Origin of the sequence: Sphingomonas aquatilis (genome assembly GCF_014196115.1) — a bacterium.
GTDB classification, from domain to species: domain Bacteria; phylum Pseudomonadota; class Alphaproteobacteria; order Sphingomonadales; family Sphingomonadaceae; genus Sphingomonas; species Sphingomonas aquatilis.
Genome location: NZ_JACIDB010000011.1, coordinates 57,907 through 78,961, shown reverse-complemented (window position 1 = coordinate 78,961; position 21,055 = coordinate 57,907). Strand labels below are relative to the sequence as shown.

Annotated in this window: 23 protein-coding genes; 16 read left to right on the top strand and 7 right to left on the bottom strand. The window is 66.5% G+C overall.

The window, feature by feature from the left end:
* Positions 1-250 precede the first annotated feature (250 nt).
* The 3 genes from tnpC to tnpA all read right to left on the bottom strand — a co-directional run bounded on the left by tnpC (position 251) and on the right by tnpA (position 2,518).
* Positions 251-1,684, bottom strand: coding sequence for an IS66 family transposase (gene tnpC / locus GGR47_RS16915; RefSeq protein WP_147036178.1), 1,434 nt, complete (start codon positions 1,682-1,684; stop codon positions 251-253).
* A 112-nt stretch (positions 1,685-1,796) separates the two neighbouring features.
* Positions 1,797-2,144, bottom strand: coding sequence for an IS66 family insertion sequence element accessory protein TnpB (tnpB, locus tag GGR47_RS16910; protein WP_147036175.1), 348 nt, complete (start codon positions 2,142-2,144; stop codon positions 1,797-1,799).
* Positions 2,141-2,518, bottom strand: a complete 378-nt coding sequence (gene tnpA, locus GGR47_RS16905; protein ID WP_167509740.1) for an IS66-like element accessory protein TnpA — start codon at positions 2,516-2,518, stop codon at positions 2,141-2,143. The genes tnpB and tnpA overlap by 4 nt, the downstream gene beginning before the upstream one ends.
* Positions 2,519-2,817: 299 nt before the next feature.
* Between tnpA and GGR47_RS16900 the strand changes: the two genes are divergently transcribed.
* From GGR47_RS16900 to GGR47_RS16870, 7 genes are all read left to right on the top strand, one after another.
* Positions 2,818-4,938 carry a ParB/RepB/Spo0J family partition protein gene (locus GGR47_RS16900; protein WP_043061550.1) on the top strand — a complete coding sequence of 707 codons (2,121 nt, stop codon included), beginning with the start codon at positions 2,818-2,820 and terminating at the stop codon, positions 4,936-4,938.
* Between the two features lie 139 nt (positions 4,939-5,077).
* Positions 5,078-6,001: an ArdC family protein gene (locus tag GGR47_RS16895; RefSeq protein ID WP_147036177.1), complete on the top strand. Its 924-nt coding sequence runs from the start codon at positions 5,078-5,080 to the stop codon at positions 5,999-6,001.
* Between the two features lie 2 nt (positions 6,002-6,003).
* Positions 6,004-6,966 (top strand): phosphoadenosine phosphosulfate reductase domain-containing protein, encoded by a 963-nt coding sequence (locus tag GGR47_RS16890; protein WP_241769350.1) that lies wholly within the window; start codon positions 6,004-6,006, stop codon positions 6,964-6,966.
* A 96-nt stretch (positions 6,967-7,062) separates the two neighbouring features.
* Positions 7,063-7,503, top strand: coding sequence for a hypothetical protein (locus GGR47_RS16885; RefSeq protein ID WP_043061328.1), 441 nt, complete (start codon positions 7,063-7,065; stop codon positions 7,501-7,503).
* A gap of 69 nt (positions 7,504-7,572) precedes the next feature.
* Positions 7,573-8,205 carry a hypothetical protein gene (locus GGR47_RS16880; RefSeq protein ID WP_061780320.1) on the top strand — a complete coding sequence of 211 codons (633 nt, stop codon included), beginning with the start codon at positions 7,573-7,575 and terminating at the stop codon, positions 8,203-8,205.
* Between the two features lie 49 nt (positions 8,206-8,254).
* On the top strand, positions 8,255-8,899 hold the full coding sequence (locus GGR47_RS16875; RefSeq protein WP_061780319.1) for a hypothetical protein: 645 nt from the start codon (positions 8,255-8,257) through the stop codon (positions 8,897-8,899).
* A gap of 50 nt (positions 8,900-8,949) precedes the next feature.
* The gene (locus tag GGR47_RS16870; RefSeq protein ID WP_244305054.1) at positions 8,950-9,912 is read left to right on the top strand and encodes a hypothetical protein; all 963 of its coding nucleotides are present in this window, start codon (positions 8,950-8,952) and stop codon (positions 9,910-9,912) included.
* Between the two features lie 46 nt (positions 9,913-9,958).
* On the opposite strand, the gene GGR47_RS16865 is transcribed toward GGR47_RS16870, so the two are convergent.
* On the bottom strand, positions 9,959-10,390 hold the full coding sequence (locus GGR47_RS16865; protein ID WP_061780318.1) for a hypothetical protein: 432 nt from the start codon (positions 10,388-10,390) through the stop codon (positions 9,959-9,961).
* Positions 10,391-10,751: 361 nt separating this feature from the next.
* Positions 10,752-10,916 carry a hypothetical protein gene (locus tag GGR47_RS16860; RefSeq protein WP_167509741.1) on the bottom strand — a complete coding sequence of 55 codons (165 nt, stop codon included), beginning with the start codon at positions 10,914-10,916 and terminating at the stop codon, positions 10,752-10,754.
* A gap of 618 nt (positions 10,917-11,534) precedes the next feature.
* Between GGR47_RS16860 and GGR47_RS16855 the strand changes: the two genes are divergently transcribed.
* The 8 genes from GGR47_RS16855 (at position 11,535) to GGR47_RS16820 (ending at position 17,456) form a co-directional block, all read left to right on the top strand.
* Positions 11,535-12,494: a DUF2493 domain-containing protein gene (locus GGR47_RS16855; RefSeq protein WP_061780317.1), complete on the top strand. Its 960-nt coding sequence runs from the start codon at positions 11,535-11,537 to the stop codon at positions 12,492-12,494.
* A 237-nt stretch (positions 12,495-12,731) separates the two neighbouring features.
* Positions 12,732-13,229, top strand: a complete 498-nt coding sequence (locus tag GGR47_RS16850) for a Ros/MucR family transcriptional regulator (protein WP_043061324.1) — start codon at positions 12,732-12,734, stop codon at positions 13,227-13,229.
* A gap of 887 nt (positions 13,230-14,116) precedes the next feature.
* On the top strand, positions 14,117-14,524 hold the full coding sequence (locus GGR47_RS16845; RefSeq protein WP_043061323.1) for a single-stranded DNA-binding protein: 408 nt from the start codon (positions 14,117-14,119) through the stop codon (positions 14,522-14,524).
* A 220-nt stretch (positions 14,525-14,744) separates the two neighbouring features.
* Positions 14,745-14,921 carry a hypothetical protein gene (locus tag GGR47_RS16840; RefSeq protein WP_156477747.1) on the top strand — a complete coding sequence of 59 codons (177 nt, stop codon included), beginning with the start codon at positions 14,745-14,747 and terminating at the stop codon, positions 14,919-14,921.
* Positions 14,922-14,931: 10 nt separating this feature from the next.
* Positions 14,932-15,864, top strand: coding sequence for a hypothetical protein (locus GGR47_RS16835; protein ID WP_061780316.1), 933 nt, complete (start codon positions 14,932-14,934; stop codon positions 15,862-15,864).
* Positions 15,864-16,328, top strand: a complete 465-nt coding sequence (locus GGR47_RS16830; protein WP_061780315.1) for a hypothetical protein — start codon at positions 15,864-15,866, stop codon at positions 16,326-16,328. Before GGR47_RS16835 ends, GGR47_RS16830 begins: the two co-directional genes overlap by 1 nt.
* Positions 16,329-16,966: 638 nt before the next feature.
* Positions 16,967-17,131, top strand: a complete 165-nt coding sequence (locus GGR47_RS16825; protein WP_165800937.1) for a hypothetical protein — start codon at positions 16,967-16,969, stop codon at positions 17,129-17,131.
* Positions 17,132-17,264: 133 nt separating this feature from the next.
* Positions 17,265-17,456, top strand: a complete 192-nt coding sequence (locus GGR47_RS16820; RefSeq protein ID WP_061780314.1) for a hypothetical protein — start codon at positions 17,265-17,267, stop codon at positions 17,454-17,456.
* A gap of 13 nt (positions 17,457-17,469) precedes the next feature.
* Here the strand turns inward: GGR47_RS16820 and GGR47_RS16815 are convergent, their stop codons facing one another.
* Positions 17,470-18,123: an SOS response-associated peptidase gene (locus GGR47_RS16815; protein ID WP_052814254.1), complete on the bottom strand. Its 654-nt coding sequence runs from the start codon at positions 18,121-18,123 to the stop codon at positions 17,470-17,472.
* 12 nt (positions 18,124-18,135) lie between these two features.
* Complete coding sequence (locus GGR47_RS16810; RefSeq protein WP_043061319.1) at positions 18,136-18,462, bottom strand: hypothetical protein; 327 nt, start codon at positions 18,460-18,462, stop codon at positions 18,136-18,138.
* Between the two features lie 265 nt (positions 18,463-18,727).
* On the opposite strand from GGR47_RS16810, the gene GGR47_RS16805 reads away from it, so the two are divergent.
* On the top strand, positions 18,728-19,120 hold the full coding sequence (locus tag GGR47_RS16805) for a DUF3768 domain-containing protein (protein ID WP_061780325.1): 393 nt from the start codon (positions 18,728-18,730) through the stop codon (positions 19,118-19,120).
* Positions 19,121-21,055: the final 1,935 nt, after the last annotated feature.

Sequence of the window (21,055 nt, the reverse complement as noted above, 5' to 3'; positions counted from 1 at the left end):
CGGCACACCCGCCAAGGTCAATGCGAACGCTGGTCTTGCGGCCAGCGACAAGGTAAACTCGGCCAGCGTCTCGGATGGCAGTCATGAGAGCGTATATTCGGGTCCACTATATGTGACGCCCCCTCCTTGGATCGCGCGAATGGCTAAGGGCAGCGCATCGGCGACGACCACGATCTGCGGTCCCATCCAAGACGCGCGATCGGTCTCGGGGCACGTTGCCGTCCGGTAAGCGTCCGGTGACGGCGTCACCTCAAACGGGCCGGTAGTTCCACGGCAGCAGTTCGGCGACCCGTCGGGCCGGATGGTCGGCGATACGGCTGATGGTGTCGGCCAGCCATGCCTCGGGGTCGACGCCGTTGAGCCTGGCGGTTTCCACGAGGCTGTAGATGCTGGCAGCGCGATGACCGCCCTGGTCGGAGCCGGCGAACAGCCAGTTCTTGCGACCGACGGCAATACCGCGCAACGAGCGCTCGGCGGCATTGTTGTCGATCTCGATGCGACCATCGTCGGCATAGCGGGTCAGCGCCTGCCAGCGGGTGAGCGCATAGCGGATGGCGACCGCGAGGTCGGAGCGCCGGGACAGCTTCGGTCCGGTCGCGTCGAGCCACTGGCGGAACGCATCGAGCAGCGGTCCGGCCCTGGCCTGGCGCGCGTGCCGTCGCTCGTCCGGGGGCTGACCACGCACATCCCGTTCGACGGCATAGAGGCCGGCGATATGGTTCAGCGCTTCGCGGGCCGTGGCGGACCCGGTTGCGGCATGGACGTCGAAGAACTTGCGCCTGACATGCGCCCAGCAGGCCACCTCTGCGATGCGGTCGCCATAGAGGCGGTCGAATCCGGCATAGCCATCGGCGTGCAGATCGCCCTGGAACGCCCGCAAATGCCCGGCGGGTCGTTCGCCCTTGCGGTCGGGCGCGTAGCGGAACAGCACGGCGGGCGGGGCCTCGCCGCCAGCCCCGCGCTCGTCGCGGACATAGGTCCACAGCCGGCCCGTCCTGGTGCGACCGGTGCCGGGGGCCAGTACCGGGACGGGCGTGTCGTCGGCGTGGAGGGTAGAGCCGCCCATAACGTGGCGCTCGAGTGCGTCGACCAGCGGATCGAGGAGCGCGGCCGAGCGCCCGACCCAGTCGGCGAGCGTGGAGCGGGCAAGGTCGACGCCCTGGCGCGCGTAGATGCCCGACTGGCGGTAGAGCGGCAGATGGTCGGCGTATTTGGACACCAGCACATGGGCGAGCAGCCCGGCACCGGGCCGGCCCCGCTCGATGGGCATGGACGGCAACGGCGCCTGCACGATGCGCTCGCATGACCGGCAGCTGAGCCGCGGCCGGACGTGGCGCACGACCCGGAACGAGGCGGGCACATAGTCGAGCTGCTCGGTGACGTCCTCGCCCATGCGCCGCATGGCACCACCGCAGTCGGGGCAGACGCACGGTGCCTCATGTACGACGTCCGTGCGGGGCAGATGGTCGGGCAGTGGCTGTCGATACGGCCTGGCGGCCTCCCGTGTCCGGGTGGTCGCCGGCATCGCCGCAATGGCGGCTTCCGCCTCACGCTCTTCCAGCCCGAGTTCCAGCTGGTCAGCCTGGTGCGTCAGCTTCTCCGAGGAGCGGCCAAAGGCCATGCGCCGAAGCCGCGCGACCTGCATCCGCAACTGCTCCAACTCGGCGCCGGCAGCAACGAGCATGGCCTTCAGGAGGGCGATATCGTCGGGCAGCGAGGCGGCATCGGGCGACACGCCCGCTTATACCAGAACCCCCGTGCCGATACACGCGAAAGCCGCAGGAAACCGTGCTTTTTTACCAGGCCAGGGTCGGCTGCGAGGACCGGATCGGATGCCGCCAGTCCACCCCTTCGACCAGCATCGACAACTGCGCCGGGGTCAGCACCGCGACACCGTCCGCAGTCGCCGGCCAGGTGAACCGGCCCCGCTCCAGACGCTTGGCATGGAGCACGAGACCCTGACCATCCCACCACAGCAGCTTGACCAGATCGCCACGCTTGCCCCGGAAGGCGTACACCGCACCGCCAAACGGATCCTGGCGCAGCCGCTGCTGTACCAGCGCGGCCAGCCCGTCGAAGCCCTTGCGCATGTCCGTGACCCCGGCCGCCAGATACACCCGGACACCGCCCGGCGGCCCGATCAAGCAAACCCCGCCAGCACGGTCTTGAGCACCCGCGCGTCGATGGGAGGTGCCAGGCGGATGCGCTGCCCGGCCGGGCCGACCACCTCCACCACACCCGGTCCGAGCGGCTCCGAATGCGGCACCATGGGCGCGCCCGCCACCTCGACCGGAATGAATGCCGGCCCCGGCAACGGCAATGCTTCGCTCGCCACCCCGTCGCGCAGCAGCGTGCGTCGCCAGCGATACACCAGCGACGTGCACACCCGGTGTCGCCGCGCCACCTCCGGCACGCTGGCACCCGGCATCATCGCCTCCGACACGATCCGTGCCTTGTCATCTTCGCTGAACCGCCGGCGCGGCTCAGTCCCGACCATCTCGATAATTCGCGTCGCCATGATGCCGCACCGGTGTCTGCCACAGTGCCGCACCTGTGGCTTGCGCATCACCTCGTCAGCAAGGTGGAGAAGACCGGACGCTTACGCCGTCCGCTGGCTGGCTGATTTCTGACAGGAACCTTCCCGGGCAGGTCTCGAACGCACGAGCGGGATGCCGTCACGTCGCATCTACTGTGTGCGTCATCTCGGTCGTCCTGTTCCATCGAAGTGGAGGAGAGGGAGCCTTCGGCTTGGTGGGCCTGAGGTTCAGGCTCGCGCGACGTCGTCGACGGCGCGCCAACTCCGGATGGAGACGACCGATGATCAAGTCCGTGAAGGTCAAAAACCTTTCGCTCTCGAACGACAATGTGCGCAAGCGTGGCCGGGAGGTCGGCCTGGAGGAGCTCGCCGCCAGCATCGCTGCCAACGGCCTCCTCCAAAATCTGGTGGTGACGCCGCTCAAGAAGGCCGGCACCTTCACCGTCAAGGCCGGCGGTCGACGGCTGCGCGCCATTCAGCTGCTCATCGGGCGCGGCGCACTTGCGGCTGATCACGAGGTTCCCGTGCTCGTCCTGTCGGTTGATGATGCCGCTTCGGTCGGCGCCAGCTTGGCGGAAAACCGGCAGCGCGTACCGATGAACCCGGCTGACGACTGTCTCGCGTTCAAGCATCTCATCGATCAGCTTGGCATGACCGTCGAACAGGTCGCGATCCAGCAGGCCGTCACCGTTCGTTTCGTCGAGCAGCGCATGCGGCTCGCCGACCTCGCGCCGGCCATCTTCGAGGCCCTTGGATCGGACGAAATCGATCTCGGCGTGGCGCAGGCGTACGCCGTGACCGCCGACGTCGATCGCCAGGCGCGGGTCTTCGAGCAGATGAAGCATTCCTATTACGGCAAGCAGCCCGACAACATTCGCCGCGCGATCCTCAACGGTACCGTGCGGCCAAACGATGCCAAGGCGCGCTTCGTTGGGCGGGAAGCCTATGTCGCCGCGGGCGGCCGTATCGACGGCGATCTATTCGCGCTCGACACCGACGACGAGAACTGGACCGACGTCGACCTCCTCGAGGACTTGGCGACCAAGAAGCTCGAGGCAGCCGCGGCGGAACTCGCAGCCGCGCAGGGTCTGGCGTTCGTGACCCCGATCGCTGCCACCCACGTCCCCTATGATGTCGAGCGGCAGCTCCACGAATTCCACCCGGTTGCTCGGCCCCTCACCGACGAAGAGCAAGCCCGGATCGAGGCGCTGGGCCTCGAGAACGATGCGCTGATCGAGGCGCTGGAAACCGATCTGGCCGAGGGCACTCCCGAGGCGAACGCGGCGAACGACCGCGTTGAGACGATCGAGCGCGAAATCGCGGAGATCGACACCGCCCGCAAGACGATCGATCCGGGCGTGAAAGCGAATTTGGGCACCTTCGTCTATATCGGCGGTGACGGCGAGGCCCGCGTTCACACGCGTCTGTTCAGCGAAAAGCCGCTGGCTGACCCCCGGGCGGGTGGCGCTGCGAGCGGCAATGGCGCTGGACCAGGCGAAACCGGCAGCGGTGACGACGCCGTGGCGGACCCGTCCCCGCGGCTCAGCGCCACGCTGATCGAGGAGCTAGCCACCCAGCGTCGCCAGATCCTCGTTGCGCACGTCGCGAGCGATCCGATGATCGCGCTCGATCTGACCATCTTCCTCATGGCCCAGAGCCTCGTCTTCACGACCAGCTATGTGCGCGATCACTCGACCCTGCGTGCCGATCCCGCGCAATTTCCGATCTTCGCCTTTCGTGACGAAGCATCGATGGCCTCACAGACGATCGAGGATCAGCGTCAGCATCTCGACACGACCTGGGTCGGGCACACCACGATGTCGGAGAGGTTCGATGCTTTTCGAACGCTGCCGGACGATGCTCGTGGCGCGTGGGTGGCGTTTGCCGTGGCGCAGACCCTCGAGGCGACGCTCAACGTTGCCGATGGCGCACGCGCGAACGGTTTCCACGATCATCTTGGCCGTCTGCTCGATATCCAGGTCGCGTGCTTGTGGCGTCCCACGGCCGAGAATTACTTCGGCCGGGTGAAGAAGGACGTCATGCTCGACGCGCTGGAGGAGATCGGCGGCCCGATCCTGCGCGGGCGCTACAAGGATGCCAAGAAGGGCGAATTGGCGGCCACCTGCGCGGCACTCTGCAACGGACAGGGGATCGTCGAGGCGGAGATCCGCGAGAAGGCGACGGTCTGGCTTCCGGAGGCGATGCGCTTCGACAACGTCGAACGGCCGGAACGCGTACCCGCGCGCTCGACCTTCGTTGACGACGGTGACGCCGTCGGATCGGACGGTGACGAGCTGGACGGTGACGATCTGGATGGAAGCGAGCTGGACAGCGGTGCGAACCCGCTTGGTGACGCGCCGACACAGGAACCGGTCGACGACGATTATCCCCAGGCCGCCTGACGCCTGACAGCATGTTCGAGGAGCCTCAGGGCGGTGCTCTCTCGGGAGTACCGCCCTCCTTTTCGTGCCTCTGCGTCGTGCCGGATGCGAACCCCCGCCGACGCTCGAGCGCCCCTTTTCCAAGCCAAGGAGCCCACCCGTGGCCAAGACCACCGATGCCCCCTCCCCCGCCGAGATCATCACGGCGGCCATCATCGATCGCCTGGACGCTGGCGTGAGACCTTGGGTGAAGCCCTGGCGCCCAGGCCTTGGCGGTCGTCCTCTCCGGGTCACCGGCGAGCCTTACTGCGGGATCAATTGCTTCTGGCTGTGGCTTGTCGCGGAAGGTGCCGGATACCATTCGCGCACGTGGATGACCTTCAAACAGGCCGATGCTCTCGGCGGTAAGGTTCGGCAGGGCGAGCGATCCGAAATCGCGATCTTCTACAAGTCCTACAGCAAAGCGGTGGCCTCGAGCGTGACGGGTGTCACGACGGACGAGTTGCGACGTGTCCTTCGCAGCTATGCTGTCTTCAACGCCGATCAGATCGAAGGCCTTCCCGAGCGGTTTCACCCCACGCCGCTTTCTATCGTGCCGCCGGCCGATGCCTTGCCATCCCGCGCCCAGACCTTCGTCGAACGCCTGCCAGCCACGGTTCACATCCGCGGCGACCGCGCATTCTACGATCCGACGGCCGACAGCATCACCATGCCGCCGCCCGAGCAATTCTCCACCCGGGCTTATTGGGCATCGACCTTGGCCCATGAAGCCGGGCACTGGACCGGTCATCCCAGTCGCCTCGACCGTGCCTTCGGCAAGAAGTTCGGCGACGACGCCTACGCCTTTGAGGAACTGTGCGCCGAGATGACATCGGCGCTGCTGGGCGCCGATCTCGAGCTTCCGACCGCCCACCTCGACGATCACGCCAGCTATGTCGATGCATGGCTGCGCGTGCTGCGACGCGAGCCCCGGGCGATCATGACCGCGGCGGCGAAGGCCGAAGCCGCAGCAGGATTTCTGCTACGTGCAACCGGGCTCGGACGCCTCGACCATGCCGACGAGCCTTATCGTGAAGCGGCGTGATCGTGCCCGACAGTCCGGACCTCCGCGCCTACCGGCGCATCGTCGTGGCGTTCAGCGGTGGCAAGGACAGCCTTGCCGCCCTTCTCCATCTCCTTCACCTCGGCGTGCCGGCGGACGCGATCGAGCTCCATCATCATGACGTCGATGGTGGCGGCGCGAGCTTTATGGATTGGCCCTGCACCGCCGGATATGTCCGCGCGATCGCCGAGCATCTTGGGCTTCGCGTCTATTTCTCGTGGCGTGAGGGTGGCTTTGCACGCGAACTCGAGCGGTCGGGCGCACCCACCGCACCGGTCGTGTTCGAGACCCCGGACGGTATCGGCCGCGCCGGGGGCAATGGCCCGATCGGCACGCGCGGTCTGTTCCCGCAGACCAGCGCTGACCTTCGTGTTCGCTGGTGCAGCCCATCGCTGAAGATCGATGTCCTGGCGGCCGCCATCCGGAACCAGGACCGGTTCCTCGATGGAGCCACGCTGGTCGTGACGGGCGAGCGCGCCGCCGAAAGCCCCTGCCGCGCGCATTACCTGGCTTTTGAACCGCATCGCACGTCGAGCAGGCGACGCACAGTCGATCATTGGCGCCCCGTCCACGGCTGGACCGAGGCACGGGTCTGGGAGGCAATTGCGGATTCGTCGATCCGTCCGCACCCTGCGTACACGCTTGGCTGGGGACGTCTGTCGTGTCGAACGTGCATCTTCGGCTCGCCCGATCAATGGGCGACCGTGCGTCACGTCTTCCCTCGCGCGTTCCAGCGCGTGAAGGTGCGCGAGGCGGCCAGCGGCAAGACCATCCACCGCGCGGCTGACGTCGAAACACGTGCGGATCGTGGCTCCCCCTATTCTGCCGCGCTCGTTCATCCCGACGAGCTTTCCCAGGCCGAGGACGAGCACTGGCGCCTTCCGATCGTGATGAATCCCTGGCGGTTGCCCGCCGGTGCCTTCGGCGACCCGGCCGGCCCACCATAGCATGAATGCCTCGTATCGAACTCTGCGCCGGTCGACCGCCCCCTTTCCCAGGCCGGACGGCATGACGCCCATCTCTCCCACAAGAAAGGATGTCCCATGACTGACCGCGTTTCTGCCTCCATCACGATCGGCGGTGTCCTCGATCGCAGCACCCTGCCCGAACTCGAGTCCATCGTTCGGCACGAGGGCCTTTCGACCGATTGGGACGGCGCGCCCTTCCATCTCGCCGAGCTCGTCGACGGCAAGTCCCTCACCCTCAAGGCCCATGAAGTCGCCCGCGGCGCGTTCGAGGCGCTCGAGGCATTCTGCGTTCGGGAGACGCTGCCCTTCGTCCGGTGGTCAGGCGCCTGCCCCGGACAATGGGGTGCTGAGCGCCTCGTCTTCACCGGGAGCGGCGAGCCAACACGCTTTCCATGCGACGAGGACGATTATGTCGTCATCGGTGAAGACCATCTTCAGCGCCTCGCCACGTTCGAGGCCGCGCTGGCGTATTTCGAGGGTGCGAACTTCGTCGTGCCGCCCATCCGGCTGCGTTGAACCCGCCGGCACAAGAGGAGAGGACGCCTTCGGCCTTTGCGAGCGCATCCGCGCTCAGGAGGCTGAACCATGTTCTACGACACGACCTATCGTCATCATCAAGCCCTTCATCCTTCGGGCCTGGAAACCTTCCCCGCAGCGCTGCACGCCCTCATCACCGCCGCTGACGACTGTCGCCGCGCCGGCAAGCCGATCGCGCAGGACGCCGCAATCCTGCTTCTCAGCCGCAACCTGGCCAGCGTGATCCGGCCGATGGCGGGTCCTGATGAAGCGCTACGCCTGCGATGCGTCATCGATCGGGCGTCGATCGAGGCGTCGCCAGCGCTTCTCGAGATCGCGGGACACCATGTGGGCGGGGATCCCGCCGCCAAACGCGCCTTCCATGCGCAAGCGCGTCGCGCCGTGGCACAGCTTGCTGCCGAAATCGGGCTCGGCGCCGGCGAGGCCCGGGTCCAGACGATCGACGGCGACGATGACGACGACGGTGTCACCGAGTTGCGTCATCCCGACATCGGCATCCGCGTCGTTCCGCGCAGCTTCCTGCCCGACAGCGAGATCACCTTCCATCGCTGCCGTGGCGGCGAGCCGTCGAGCAGGGTTTTTCGCGCACCCATCGCCGAATTGCTCGACGCCCCCGCGTTTGCGCGCCGTCTCGCGCTGTCGATCGGGGCGCTTCCGCCATCGTTGGAGGCTGCCGCCTGACCCTCTTGCCGATGCAATCGCCGGTCGCATCCGGCGTCAGGAGAACGATATGCCTGAACTGGTCATCACCCGGGTCTTCCGACCGGCGGAACTTGAGCCGCCAGCCCGCGACACCGCGCGTGCCTGGGCGCGCCATCACCTGGTTCCCGACGATTGGCATGAGAGCGTCTTCGAAGACTTCGAGAACGTGTGCGCCATCGTCGGCGTCGAGATCGCGACCCGCCCGGTCCGGCTCTACGGAGGAGGAACCCGGGCGGCGCCGCGCATCCTTTTTTCCGGCTTCGCCAGTCAGGGCGACGGCGCGAGTTTCGAAGGCGAGTATCGGTACGCGCGCGGGTCGAGCGCCGCCATTCGCTCCTATGCGCCTGCCGACCCTGAACTTCACCGCATCGTCGACGCGCTCGCCGCCATCCAGCGCCGCAACCTGTATCAGTTGCAAGGCACCATCCGGCAGACGGGTCGCTACTGTCACGAATATTCGATGACGATCAGCGTCGAACGTGACGGCCCGAACGGACAAGATGGGACCCCGACTGCTGAGGACGATGTCACGGAGGCGCTTCTTGACCTTGCGCGCTGGCTTTATCGCCGGCTCGAAGCCGAATACGACTTCCAGACCGCCGATCATCAGGTCGACGCGGCGCTCGAGGCGAACGACGTCACCTTCACCGCAGCTGGAGCAAAGTTCCCATGACCCGGCCACCTGTCGTCGTGGCATGGGGTGCCGGTGTCGACTCGACCGCGATGATCATCGAACTCGCCGGGCGAGAGGAGCCGATCGACATGGTCCTGTTCGCCGATCCGGGCTCGGAGAAGCGCGGCACCTATGCCTTCATTCCGCTCTTTCGTGCCTGGATGGCCGAGCGTGGCATCGCATCGGAGATCGTTCGCTATCAGCCGCGCAACTTCAAGCATTGGCCGCCCTATGCAACGATCGCCGAGAACATGCTGACCAACGCAACGCTCCCGTCGGTGGTCTTCAATCGGGGATCCTGTTCACAGAAGTGGAAGGCAAGCGCCCAGGATGCTTGGACTGCGGACTGGGAGCCGGCACGGCGATGTTGGGACGCTGGCGAACGCGTGGTCAAGATGATCGGATACGACGCGTCGCCGCGTGACCCGCAGCGCTACGCACACGCCGTGGAGTGCGAGGATCCGCGCTATGCCTATCGCTATCCACTGCGCGAATGGGGATGGGATCGTTCGGCATGCGAGCGACGGATCGCTGCCGCCGGTTTGCCATTGCCACCGAAGTCGAGCTGCTTCTTCTGCGGCAGCATCAAGGCCGACGAGGTGATGGAACTCGCCATCCCGGAACTGCGGATCATCGTTCTCATGGAAGCGCGGGCGAAGCCCCGGCTGCGCAATGTCGACGGGCTCTGGCGGCGTCCCGTGCTCGGTCGTCGTGGAGCAACGCCGCGCCCCGGCAGCATCACCGAGTTCATTCGTGAGCGCGGCTTGCTGCCGCCCGACGAGATCGACCGGATCATTGGCGAAGCACCGACGGACCTCATCGCCTTTCAAGAAGCGCAGGCCGCCCTCCCCGTCGACGAGCGTGTCCCGATCGGCAATTGGCTTGAGGACTTCAATCGTGCCGCCGACGCGCTCCGCGAGCGCTCGCCTCAAGGCGGTTGTCCTGTCCCTAGGAGAGCAACTGGTGCGATCGGGGACGCATCGTGTCTCACTCATGCCGTCGGCCAAGGGTGAGCACTCCCATCAGCCAGGTCACTTGCGCCGCGCCCTGCGCTGACCGTTACGCATTCATCGGGCGCTCGACCTCGCCTGCGGCATGGCGGATCGTCGCGCTCCAGCCATCGATGATGGACCCCATTGCCGGGTCCTCTACCGCTGACACATCGCCGAACAGCGCGAGCAACCGGCCGAATTCGTCGAGCGCGACGATATCGTTGCGTGCCAATAGGGTGCCGACAATCGTCAAGGCACCGCCCATCGCACGGCGCAGCGCGGATTCACCCGGCATGATCGCTGCGGCAACGGCGATCTGCGTGGGGTCATCCGCTACGTCGACATCGATGCACGCCATCGCGCGCTCAAGATAGACGCTTGCGGATCTCGCTCCGGCTTCGATCAGAAGCGACTGTGCTTCTTGAAGCAGGTGCTGCACCCTGGCGCGCCGCAGCGCTGTATCGTCCTGTCCGGCCTCGTGACCGTTGGTGTCGTCCAACACACTCTCCGCGTCCCAGCGTTGAGCGCGAGATCGGCGTGTCCGTGAAGCGCGCCAATTCGGCCCAAATACCAGGGTCGGGGAAATATCGCGTGCCTGGCAGGCAGACGCACGGCGAGGTCGACGCTCACGCGCCGCCCTGCATGGTCAGCAGACCCTCACTCACGAGGTTTCCACGCCCCGACCTGCGTCTCCACAAGTTACATCAGGCTAAGGGAGATCGTCCGGTAATGCCAGCAGCCGCTACTTGAGCCGCGAGACGTCGGTCGCCGTGCCTCTATCGCACGATCTGCAGTGAGGCAGCATCGTTGCGCCCCTGCGACGTTCAGGTAAGCCTTGTGCCCGCCATCGGCTCCGTGGTTCACCGCCGTACCTGCGAGCCGACTTGCAGTGACGGCTCGATCGACGCGCCCAAGTCTTTTCGCTCATTCGCCTCCGCGTTCCAGCGTTCGAACAGACCTCCCTTGGTGCCGGCCGGTTCGAGGTTGCGCGCGGTCGCGTAGCGGCACGATTTGGGAGAGATCACGAGGTCCGCGTAAGCACGAACGGCGCGGGCAACAGGGCTGATCGTCGGCGCACTAGCGGGGCTGTGCCGCGCGCGCCGGCATGCGTCTGCTCTTTTGTCGCGGCTCGCCCTTACGGTCGAAGGGATCTCCCACCGTCGCCACTCGCTGTCGGGTCGGGAGCACGCCGACCGAGGATCTGGCGGGGCGGACCCCGCAGTGATGCGTAGTTCTATCCGCAGCCACTCTCGCTGACGCAGCAGGAGCAAGAGGGCCCAGGCGGCCAGTCACCTCGCTAGGTCGCGACGATGCCGGGGAGATGCTCCTACCGGACGCGACATGGCGCGGCATCGCTGGCCAGTCGTGGCGATGACGTCGAAGGGGATCGTGACGAGCATCCTTTCGCGGACCTTCCGCGTGCGCCCTTTTCGCCGGAGGGATGCGGCACATGGGCCCCCGCGATCCCCCCGCAACCCGCGAAAGCCGGGCCGTGTTGCCGCGTACCACGGCTGCCCGCGCCACCCCGACTTTCGCAGGTTCCCCGCCGCGAAGCGGCGGTGCGTGGGGCTCTAGTGCGGCGTCCCAGGAGGTGCGCATCCGGCGGAAAAGGCCGCCGGCCTCTGCAATGAAAGGCTGTCGCCATGACTACCTCCCTCGCCGCGGCGCTCGCCGCTCTCGAACTGGGCCACCTCGAGCCGCGCTCCGACGAACTGCCCGGGATGGCACCGCCCCCGAGCGAGGCCCTCGATCAGACCACGACAGCGATCTGGAGCGACCTCTTCGCGACCCTCTTCAACACGTCCCTGGAGCGCGACATCGAGGAATTGGGCTGGGGCCTGGTGAACCTGTTCCACCGCGCGGCCGCGAAGAAGCACGCCACCATCGATCGTCTTACCGACGAGATCAGACTGCTGATCGCCGAGCAGGACGGCTCCGAGATCAACAGCACGAACCTTGAGGAGAAGGTCGAGCTCGCGAAGAAGATCGAGGAGGCGGCCGGCTGCTACGAGCAGATGCGCGACACTGCCGCGGCGCATTACATGCGCGAGACCGGTCGATCCTGGGTGCCCGCCACCGGCAATCGCATCTCACTGGGGGTTACCTCGGCAATCGTCGATGGTCAGGCGTTCTTGCGCGCGCGGCGTGAGCGCGTCCGCGATGCCAACACCGCGGTCGGAACCCCCGTCGTCTTCGCCGGCGGCCGGCTGACGTTCACCTGCGACGGGGACATGAAGACGTTCGGCGACAATCTCCTGCGCACGCTCAACGCCGTCCGCGAGCGGGTCGGGGACATGTACCTCGTCCATGGCGGCGACATGAAGGGGATCGAGCGCATCGCGGCGTCCTGGGCCGAGCAGCACGGCGTCCAGCAGGTTCGATTCGGTCTCGACCGCAAGCTCGGCGATCGCGCCGGTTTTCGTCGCAACGAGCAGATGCTGTCGCTCCGCCCGCGCTATCTCATCGCCTTTCAGGGCAATGGCGTGACCGAGCGCCTCGTCATCGATGCCAAGAAAGCGGGCGTCCGCGTCGTCGGCCGCCGGGGACCGCTCGGGACGCCCCCGGCCGCGCTCGATCAGAAGCGCGAGGTCAGTCGCGCCTGATCGACGACGGGACCGCCGGTGCGCCGGCGGTCCTCGCTATGAGGGGGCTGGTCCCCATTTCCTGGCGGTGTCCGGCAGCCTTGGCGTTTCGCTTTTCCGCGATCGACATCGCATCGCACGCAACAGCGGTTATCAGCGGTTATCAGTGGCACGTCGCTGCACCAATGCTATTATCTCTTCCGAGCGCGCTGCGTGATCGTCGCATCCACCCTGTGGTGGACGACGGAAAGGGACAGGATGACCGAGACTGTGAACACGATCGAACTCGCCACCGAAGTGACCGCAGCCTGGCTATCGAACCCGAACACGCGCGCCGATCCGGAGGCCGTGCCCGCCTTTCTGACAGCGATTTACGCGTCGATCACGCAATTGGTCAGCGGCGAAGCCTCAGAGGACGCCGTCGAAGTCACTGCGGTCGATCACGCTCCTGCCGTCACCGTGCGCAAATCCCTGGCCTCACCCGATCGCATCATCTCGATGATCGACGGAAAGCCCTATCGGACCTTGCGCCGGCACCTCTCCACGCACGGCCTGACCCCGGATGAGTATCGCGCACGCTACAAGCTGAAGCCCGACTATCCGATGGTCGCGCCCGCCTACAGCGAGGCGCGGCGTGCCATGGCGAAGAAGATCGGCCTCGGTCGCAAGCCCAAGACACCGGCCGAGACGACCGCGGCGTCGGCCGTGCCGGCGCGCAAGCCCCGCCGCGCGAAGGGCGCCGTCACGCCGGCCTGATTGCGGACGGCGGGCGCGAGCGCGCCATCGGCCGGTTGGTTGTCGCCCCTCGACACGCGCCGACCGGTTCGGCCGCGCGATCGAGCCGTTCATCGGATCAGGGGATCGTCGAGCGGAGGTCGCCTGCCCGACCGCTCGGCGAACCCGGGTCCGGGTATTGAGGTCTGCTCGCAACTGATCGGCGGGGCTCATAGGAGAGACCGGGCTGCCGCCGACGTCGGAGAAGCCGGCGTCGCGTGGGGTCGGCACCAGGCTTCCCACCCCCTGTCGAGAGGAGGTATCAGACGTCCGCGTTCGTTGCTCGATCGCCCCAGGCTGCGCGGAGCGTCGTTGTATAGGGAACATTCTCGACTTCGGGCGCGGTTCGGCCAAGGCGCGTATGCCTGTGGCGTTGGGAGGGTCGGTTTCGCAGCCGCGCCCCCCTGCTCGCCCCTGACGTCCCCTGTCGGCAACGTGCCTCGACATGCATTGGTATGAAGGATGATGGTGCTGCTCCGGTTCGGCCCGCAACCGTTCGATCGCTCCAGCCCTCGATGCGATTGCAGCGCAGGTCAGTGGGGGAACGACGATCGAAGGTGCCGCCCGAATCCGGGGCGGGGGTGGCAGCGAGGTCGCAGGCCGGATGCGGTTTCACGAATATCGTGGTTCCGCTCGACTGCCTGAAGAGGGTCCATCCCCTCTCCTCACTGAACGACCTAAGCCGGCCGTCCATCGGCTCCAACCCGCATGGCTTCGGACCGAGTTGCCGCTTCGCGGCTGCCCGCACCACTCCTCGCCATGGGGTTTCCCTTCGCGTCTGCGCGCTCCGGTGGAGCCACCGGCCTGGCCGTCTTTGACGGTGTTCAGCCGAGGGAACGAACCCTCGAGCAGGACAAAGGAACCTCGACATGCAGAACCTCGTCATCCTCGCCGGCAACGTCGGCGCCGCCCCCGAGACCCGCACCACCCAGGGCGGCACCAAGATCACCAGCTTCAGCCTCGCGACCTCGCGGCCGAAGCGCGACAGTGAGGGCAAGGTCCTCAAGGAAAACGGCCGCCGACTCGAGGATACCGAATGGCACCGGATCACCTGCTTCAACGGTGTCGCCAAGACCGTCGCCGAATATGTCGAGAAGGGCCAGAAGGTGATGGTGCGCGGTCGGATCCACTACACCCGCTGGACCGACCAACAGGACATCGAGCGGTTCGGCGTCGAAATTATCGCCGACGAGGTCACCTTCCTCTCCTACGGCAAGTCCCGCCAGCAGCAGCAGGGCGCCGCGCAGGACAATGAGGACGACGACATCCCCTTCTGATCGGGGCGGGCGGCCCGGGAGCTTCGGCTCCCGGGCTCTTTCGTGCTGCCTCGCGCCAGGCATCCCTTCCTAACCTTTGTCGGTTGAGACACGATGCCCAAGTGGCAGGTCGAAGGACCGTGCTCGCGCCGATGACGTGATCCCGCACTCTACCTTTTTACCGTTTCGAGCGTTATGTTGACCACAAGCGGCCAAGACCCCTCGGCCGGGAGATGATGCAATGCTCGTCACGAACGTCAGGCAGCAGCGCGCGATCGGTCGCGCAGCCGCAGCTGCGGGTGGCTATTTCCAGCTCGCTCGGCGCCTGTCGCAGGCGCAGACCGAGCGCACCCGTCGCGAAGGCACCGCGGTCGACGCGCCCCAGGCGGTAACCAATAACGAGACCACGCGACGCTGAACGTCTCACATTGAGCCTCACTTTTTCCCTTCTTACCGCGCTGCTGTGGCTGCTCCCGGGCATCACCGGGCTTATCTTCTGGAACAATCTGGGCCGACGCCACGGCGTACGACGGCCCGATCAACCGCTTACCGCGCTCAACAGCCTCGCGCTGGCGGGTGGCATCAGCCTCGCGGCGCATCTGTTCGGTGCGATCGTGTGCGACGGGATCGTCGCAATTCTCAGCGGGCCCGAACGACCTGGGCTGGTCTCGCCTTATCGCGTCGTCGCCGGTTTGATGATCCGCCCGACCTCAGGTCCCAATGCCCGCGAACTCGGCCCGGGCGAGCCGCTCGGCCTGATCGAGTTTGCCTTCATCCTCATCTTCCTGTCCTATCTCGTCGCCGTCATGATCCGGCACAGGGGATTGGCGCTGGTGCTCGACGGGCTCGACAGCCACACCCAGGGCTGGGCATTCCAGCACATCATCGATCCGACGAACCATGGCTATTTCCAGCTCGCCTATGTCCTCACCGACGCGGTCGAAGACGGTCGCGGCCTCGGCTACGCGGGAGGGATCGCCGATATCCGTCTGTCGGACGACGGCGAGATCAAGGCGCTGACCCTGTCGGAGCCCAATCGCTTCATCTACATGATCGGCGGCAAACCCAAGGAGAAGGGTCATCTCAGCTTGCCGCGCAGCTGGGGCTCGATGATGCGGCGTGACGATGCGGGCGCGTCGGTCGCTGCCGGACTGGTGGTGGAGGAGGCAAAGCCGGTTGGCGGCGCCATCTACCTCCCCGCCGCGCGTATCCGAAACATGCTGGTGCTGAACTATTCAGAGCAGGCGCTAACCTCCGTCCTTCCTGACGCAGATCCCGCTCCCGCACCGCCCCCCCCTGTCGGCAAGCGCGAACGTGCCCGCGCTGCCGTGGCACAGGGCTTGTCCTGGCTGCTGCGCTGATGCGTTTCGATCCTGCCTTCCTTGCAGCGCTTCCCGACGATGCGCGGCTCATCGCCATCGGCATCGGCGTGTTGCTGCTGCCCCACCTCATCGCCGGACTATTCTGGTCGGCGATCCTGCGTCTCAAGCTGATGGTGCCGGCGGGGATTGTCGGCCTTCTCGCCGCGCAGGGCCTCGCGGTCACGATGACGAGCGGCCTGGGTTGGTTCGGAGGCGCAACCGGCATGGGCCGGACAGCACTCTGCAGCCTGCTCTGGCTGCTGCTGACGCTCATCATCCTGAACGTGCTCGCCGCTGTCGCCACCCGCTACGCGACGCCGCTTGAGTTCGATGGCCGCGTCATCGCGCCGGCCCGCTTCTGGCCTACCGGTCCGCTCGACTGGGTTTTGCGTCACGAGGAGACGGTCAAGAATGCCACCTACGTCCCGCCGAGCGCGCAGCCGCCGCGCGAGGGCTTCGACTGATCGATGCTTTGCAGGCGGGTGGGGCACCCATGCCGGCGGTACCCCCTCCCCTTGCCCGGTGCGAAGGATCAGTATCCGACCTCGACCGGCAACGCACCGCAGGTATGACGCTGCTGTTCCAGTCCCCGTAGCAGAACACATCGTCGACGTCTCCCGGCTGTCGCCGGGACCGCCGCTCTATTCCGCTTGACGCTCCACCGAGCCCCTGACGGGTCTCGGCCCATCCGGGTGACGATCAGCTGACGAAGGCAGTGGCGCACAACGGGGCCGATCGCAGGCAACCGGCGCGCTGTGCCTGTCGAGCGCAATAGGATCGCTGGCGCATAGCACTGGTCTTGCCATCGCGGCACGCGGAGTGGGCGCGCGAGGAAAGGGAGCGACCGGATCGCCGACGTGGTGGACGTCGAGGGCGGCCCAGTGCTTCAGCCACGACGCTCCCGGCCGACGAGGTTCACCCCGCTCTTGGAGGCGCAATCCTTGGGCCGGTGCGGGTCCTTGTACGATCAACCCGTGAAGGGTCCGGGCGCTTCGCTACGGCTTTTTGCCGTGCCGGCAAAAAGTGATCGCGGCCCCTCCCCGTCCTGTCGGGCGCCTGTCGAGCGGGGATGAACCCCGTCGGCTTCACAGGAGCCTCGGACATGTTCAACGACATCTGGATCGCCCGCAAATCCGCCCTCAGCCTCGCCCGCAGCCTCATGGTCGCCACCATGGTCATCGCCATCGGCACCCAATACGCCGTCATCACCGCCGAAGATCACGACAGCTCGCACATCATCGTCAACGAATACGACCCTTTTGCCTGACATCCCGGGGGCTGAAAGGCCCCCCTCCCCTCCCCGTCTCGACCAAGGGCCCGGGCGGGCATCGAACCCGCCCGGGCCCGGTGGAGCGGTTCACCGGCTCACCAGATCCGCTGATCCCGGCTATCGTCGCGCGATGGCGCACGAGCTCGATGACATCGCCGCGCAAACCGAATGCCCGGCGTGCGGTCGGACACTCAACATCGCGTTCAAGACGCTTCGCCTCGCGCGGACGATCGATTGTCCGGGATGCGACGAGACGATCCGACCGATCGACGATAACCCCATCGCCCGCGTGCAGAAGCTGATCGACGAGGCCGACGGCTGACTACCTGACGGCCTCAGAGCAGGCCGCCGGTGACCTCGTGAAACGGCCGGATGCTATAGAGATCGGCGGGCTCGGTCGTCAGCAGGTCATCGACCGGCGCCTCCAGATCGAGCCAACGCGCCCAATCCTCCTGCCGCAACACAACCGGCGCGCGGTCATGGAGATCACTCAGCGCGCCCGGCGGCTGCGTCACCATCGTGAAGCTCTCGATCTCGCCCGCGTCCTGCGTCCTCGCCCGATCCCACAGGCCGGCGAAGCAGATCGGTGCGCCGTCCCGCGGAGCGACGTAGAATTTGGGTTTCGGCTTGCCCTCCCCCTTCCACTCGACCCACCCTTCGGCAGCGATGAGGCAGCGGCGTCGCTTGAAGGCATCGCGAAACGACGGCGCCGTCTTCACGCCCTCGGCACGGGCATTGAACGTCGCAGCCTTCCAGCCGCTGACCGGCCCCTTATGGAAGAAGGGGATCAATCCCCAGCGCATCCAGGTCAGCGCAACCCCGTCCTCCTGCGCGCGCAAGACGACCGCGCGATTGGTGGGACGAACCTCGGGCTGCGGCTCCAGATTGGGTGCCTGATGACGCTCGGGAAAGCGTACGGGGATGCGCGTCTCGTAGAACTCCTCGCAGACTTGATCGAAGCCCTTGGTGCGGCGGTAGTTGGTGCACATCGCTGTGGGCCGTCAACCGAGCGCGGTACGGACCGGTGGCAACGTCGCGAAGCTCCCGAGCAACGCCGGATCGCGCAGCAGCGCCGTCCAGGCCTGCCCGTAGGTCCGCGATGCGAGATAGAAGGTCGAGCCCGCACAGCCGACCATTCGGCAGCGCTCCAGCTTGTCGACCAGCGAATAGCCCACGCCATGGCGGGCAACGATGTCGTCGAGGTCGACGCGCAGTATCGTCCCGCAGACCGCGCAGCGTACGCGAACGAGCGCGTTCATCCGACGCATCTCGCCGACGTTTTCCAGCCAGCGGGGCCACAGGGCGATGATGTCGGCGCCGGTCTCCATCGATGAAGGATAGCGGGTCGGCTCCGCTTTCGTCCAGCATGGTGGGGCGGCTTGGCAGGGCGGCCCCCTACTCTCTTCCGGCGATCATCCGGGACTTTCCTGGCGCGCACGTCCTCGCCGAGGCGCAGCCCGGCGCAAGCCCGCTGGCGCGGGCTTCTCCACTGCCGTTTCGACCCTTCGGGTGCGCCGGGCGGCTATGCCCCGGCGGTCCTGCCGCGTGTCGAAAGGCCCCGATCACCGGGGCTCGAGCGTCAAGGAGACCGTCATGTCCGATGCCACCCCCCGGCCTGCAAGTACCGCCGATGCCGCCAGCGCGATCGCGCGCCTCAACGACCGGCTGCGCGATCACATCACCCAGCCCGGCACCGACCGGGTCATGATGACCAGCGGGATCGCCGAACTGATCGGCGACGTTGGCATCTTCCGCAACTTCCGCAAGCGCGCCGAACTCCTCCGAGCGATCCGGGGCTATGACGCCTTCACGCGCGCGAACGACCCTTATGGCGAACACGACCTCGGCACGTTCGACTTTGAAGGCGCAGCCTGCATGTGGAAGATCGACTATTACAACGCCGACCTGTCCGCCGGCTCGGAAGACCCCTCAGACCCATCCGTGACGGTACGCGTCCTGACGATCATGCGCGCCGACGAGCGCTGATCGGTCGGGCTCCGGCGGTCCTGCCGCCGGGGTCCGGTGCTGGCAGCGCGCCCAGTGCGTCCGATCCGGCGAGAGGCGCCAGGCCGAGGATCGCGATGGTCAGGGGAGCTGTCGCCATCGATCATGGTGACCCACGCAGCGATGCCGTGACCGCGCTCGGTCAACCCGGCGAAGCTGCACCTGCACGGCCGCGTCATATCGGGGCCGTCTTGGGCTCGTTACCTCGTTGGGGCATGTCGCTTGCTCGCGGATCGCCGCGTCCAACGGGAAAAAAAGAAGAGGCTGTCGTCGACGTCTCCCCAGTGTGACGGCCGGCCGGGGTCGGCGTCAAGGATGCGCGGTTCCCCCAATTCTCCCGGCCCGTTCCGCTGGCGCTCCAGGGCCGAGACAATCGGCTCCCCCACGCCCCGCTCGCGCGGCTGCTGGCGCAGTCCTGGACCCCGGCCCCAACCGACCGTCCAGCGGCACCTCGTCTTCACTCGAACAGACGGAGGCTTTCCATGCATGACCAATCGGCTCGTATCCAGGCGTGGCGTTCGGACCTGGCGGCAATCAATCGGGAGCTCGATGCGGCATCCCCCCTCCCCCGGCCATCAAAGGCCAAGCGTCGCCGCAATCCCAAGCCGCTCTGGGAGGAGTGAGCCGTCAGACCTTGAGGGGGGATCCTCGCGATTTTCTCTCCCTGTCGTCGGTCTCTAGGCGATCGCGGCGGGCGCTGGCCCAAGGGAGAAGGCTTCTTCGAGAGATACCACAGAATAGCGGGACAATGGCGGGTTGCGCCGCGGTGCAGCCGTTCGGTAAGGATGAGGCGCCTGCGGAGACGCGGGCCGGGGCGTGGAAACCCCGAAGAGTGAGAGCCGGTTCGATTGACCGGGTGGCGGACGCGTATGTCCAGGCCGCCCGGCTAAAGGCGTTCGCGCCAAGCTCACTCTTGGTTTCCAACACCCGGTTCCGAAGCGACGGCGTGCCCCGCGGGGCACGCCGCCGGCTTCCTGGCCGCCGGCTGCACGGAGCAGAGGTGTAGTGGCAAAGCGGCCGCGCGACATCGAGGTCGAAATTGTGCGGCGGCACCTGCCGAGCGTTCGTCAGCTTCTTTCGGCGCATCTTTGGCTCGCAAAGTCGGCGCGCATGACGCGGCATCGCATTTGGGCGACCTCCCCTTGTCAACCCTGCCGAGCTTGGATGGCCTCTGGATCCGGCGCGGCCAAAGCTATCGGCCGTCGTTTCCGGCCGACGCAACGCTGCTGGTGGGCGACGCCATTCTGCGATCGGCGTCGTATGTCTGGCTGGTGTGCGGCTAGATGGTCAGGGCGACCGTTGGTTATTGCCTGGGCGCAGCGACCATTCCGGCCGGCGACGTGGCCGCCACCGAGGCAAGCCGGTGCACCATGCCTCCGACGACCATGTGCGCAAAGTGTACAATGTGCACCGAGTGAGCACATGGCTAACGTTCACGGTGTGAGCATTTTGAAGGTTGGGACGTGTGCACGGCGTGAACATGTCAGCGCGGTGAATGTATAAACCTCGCGACCAAGTAGCCGCGAGCCGGTAGGAATTCGGTCCAGCTTGCTCTCTGCCGCAGGGTCTTCTCGCGGGGCGGTGATACGCACAACGGCGCGCGCAAACGTTCACAGCGTGAACATGGGCGCATTGTCGACAGGTTCAAGGAGGATCGTCGCGGCTGAAGCGCGGTTGCGCCTCTCGCCAGTACAGGAGCCTATTCGTCCCAGGTAGCTGCACTCACCAGCAGAGCGCCGACGACCTGCTCCCCCTCCCCGCGGCAGCGCCGCGCGGTTCGGGTGCGGGCGGTGACAGGATGGCCAATGATGTGGCGAGGCCGTTCCACGGGTATCGAGGTGAACATATTCAGGCGGTGAGCATGTCGCCAAGGTGAACGTCCTAGCTATGTGAACGTGTGACCAGGGTGAATATCAG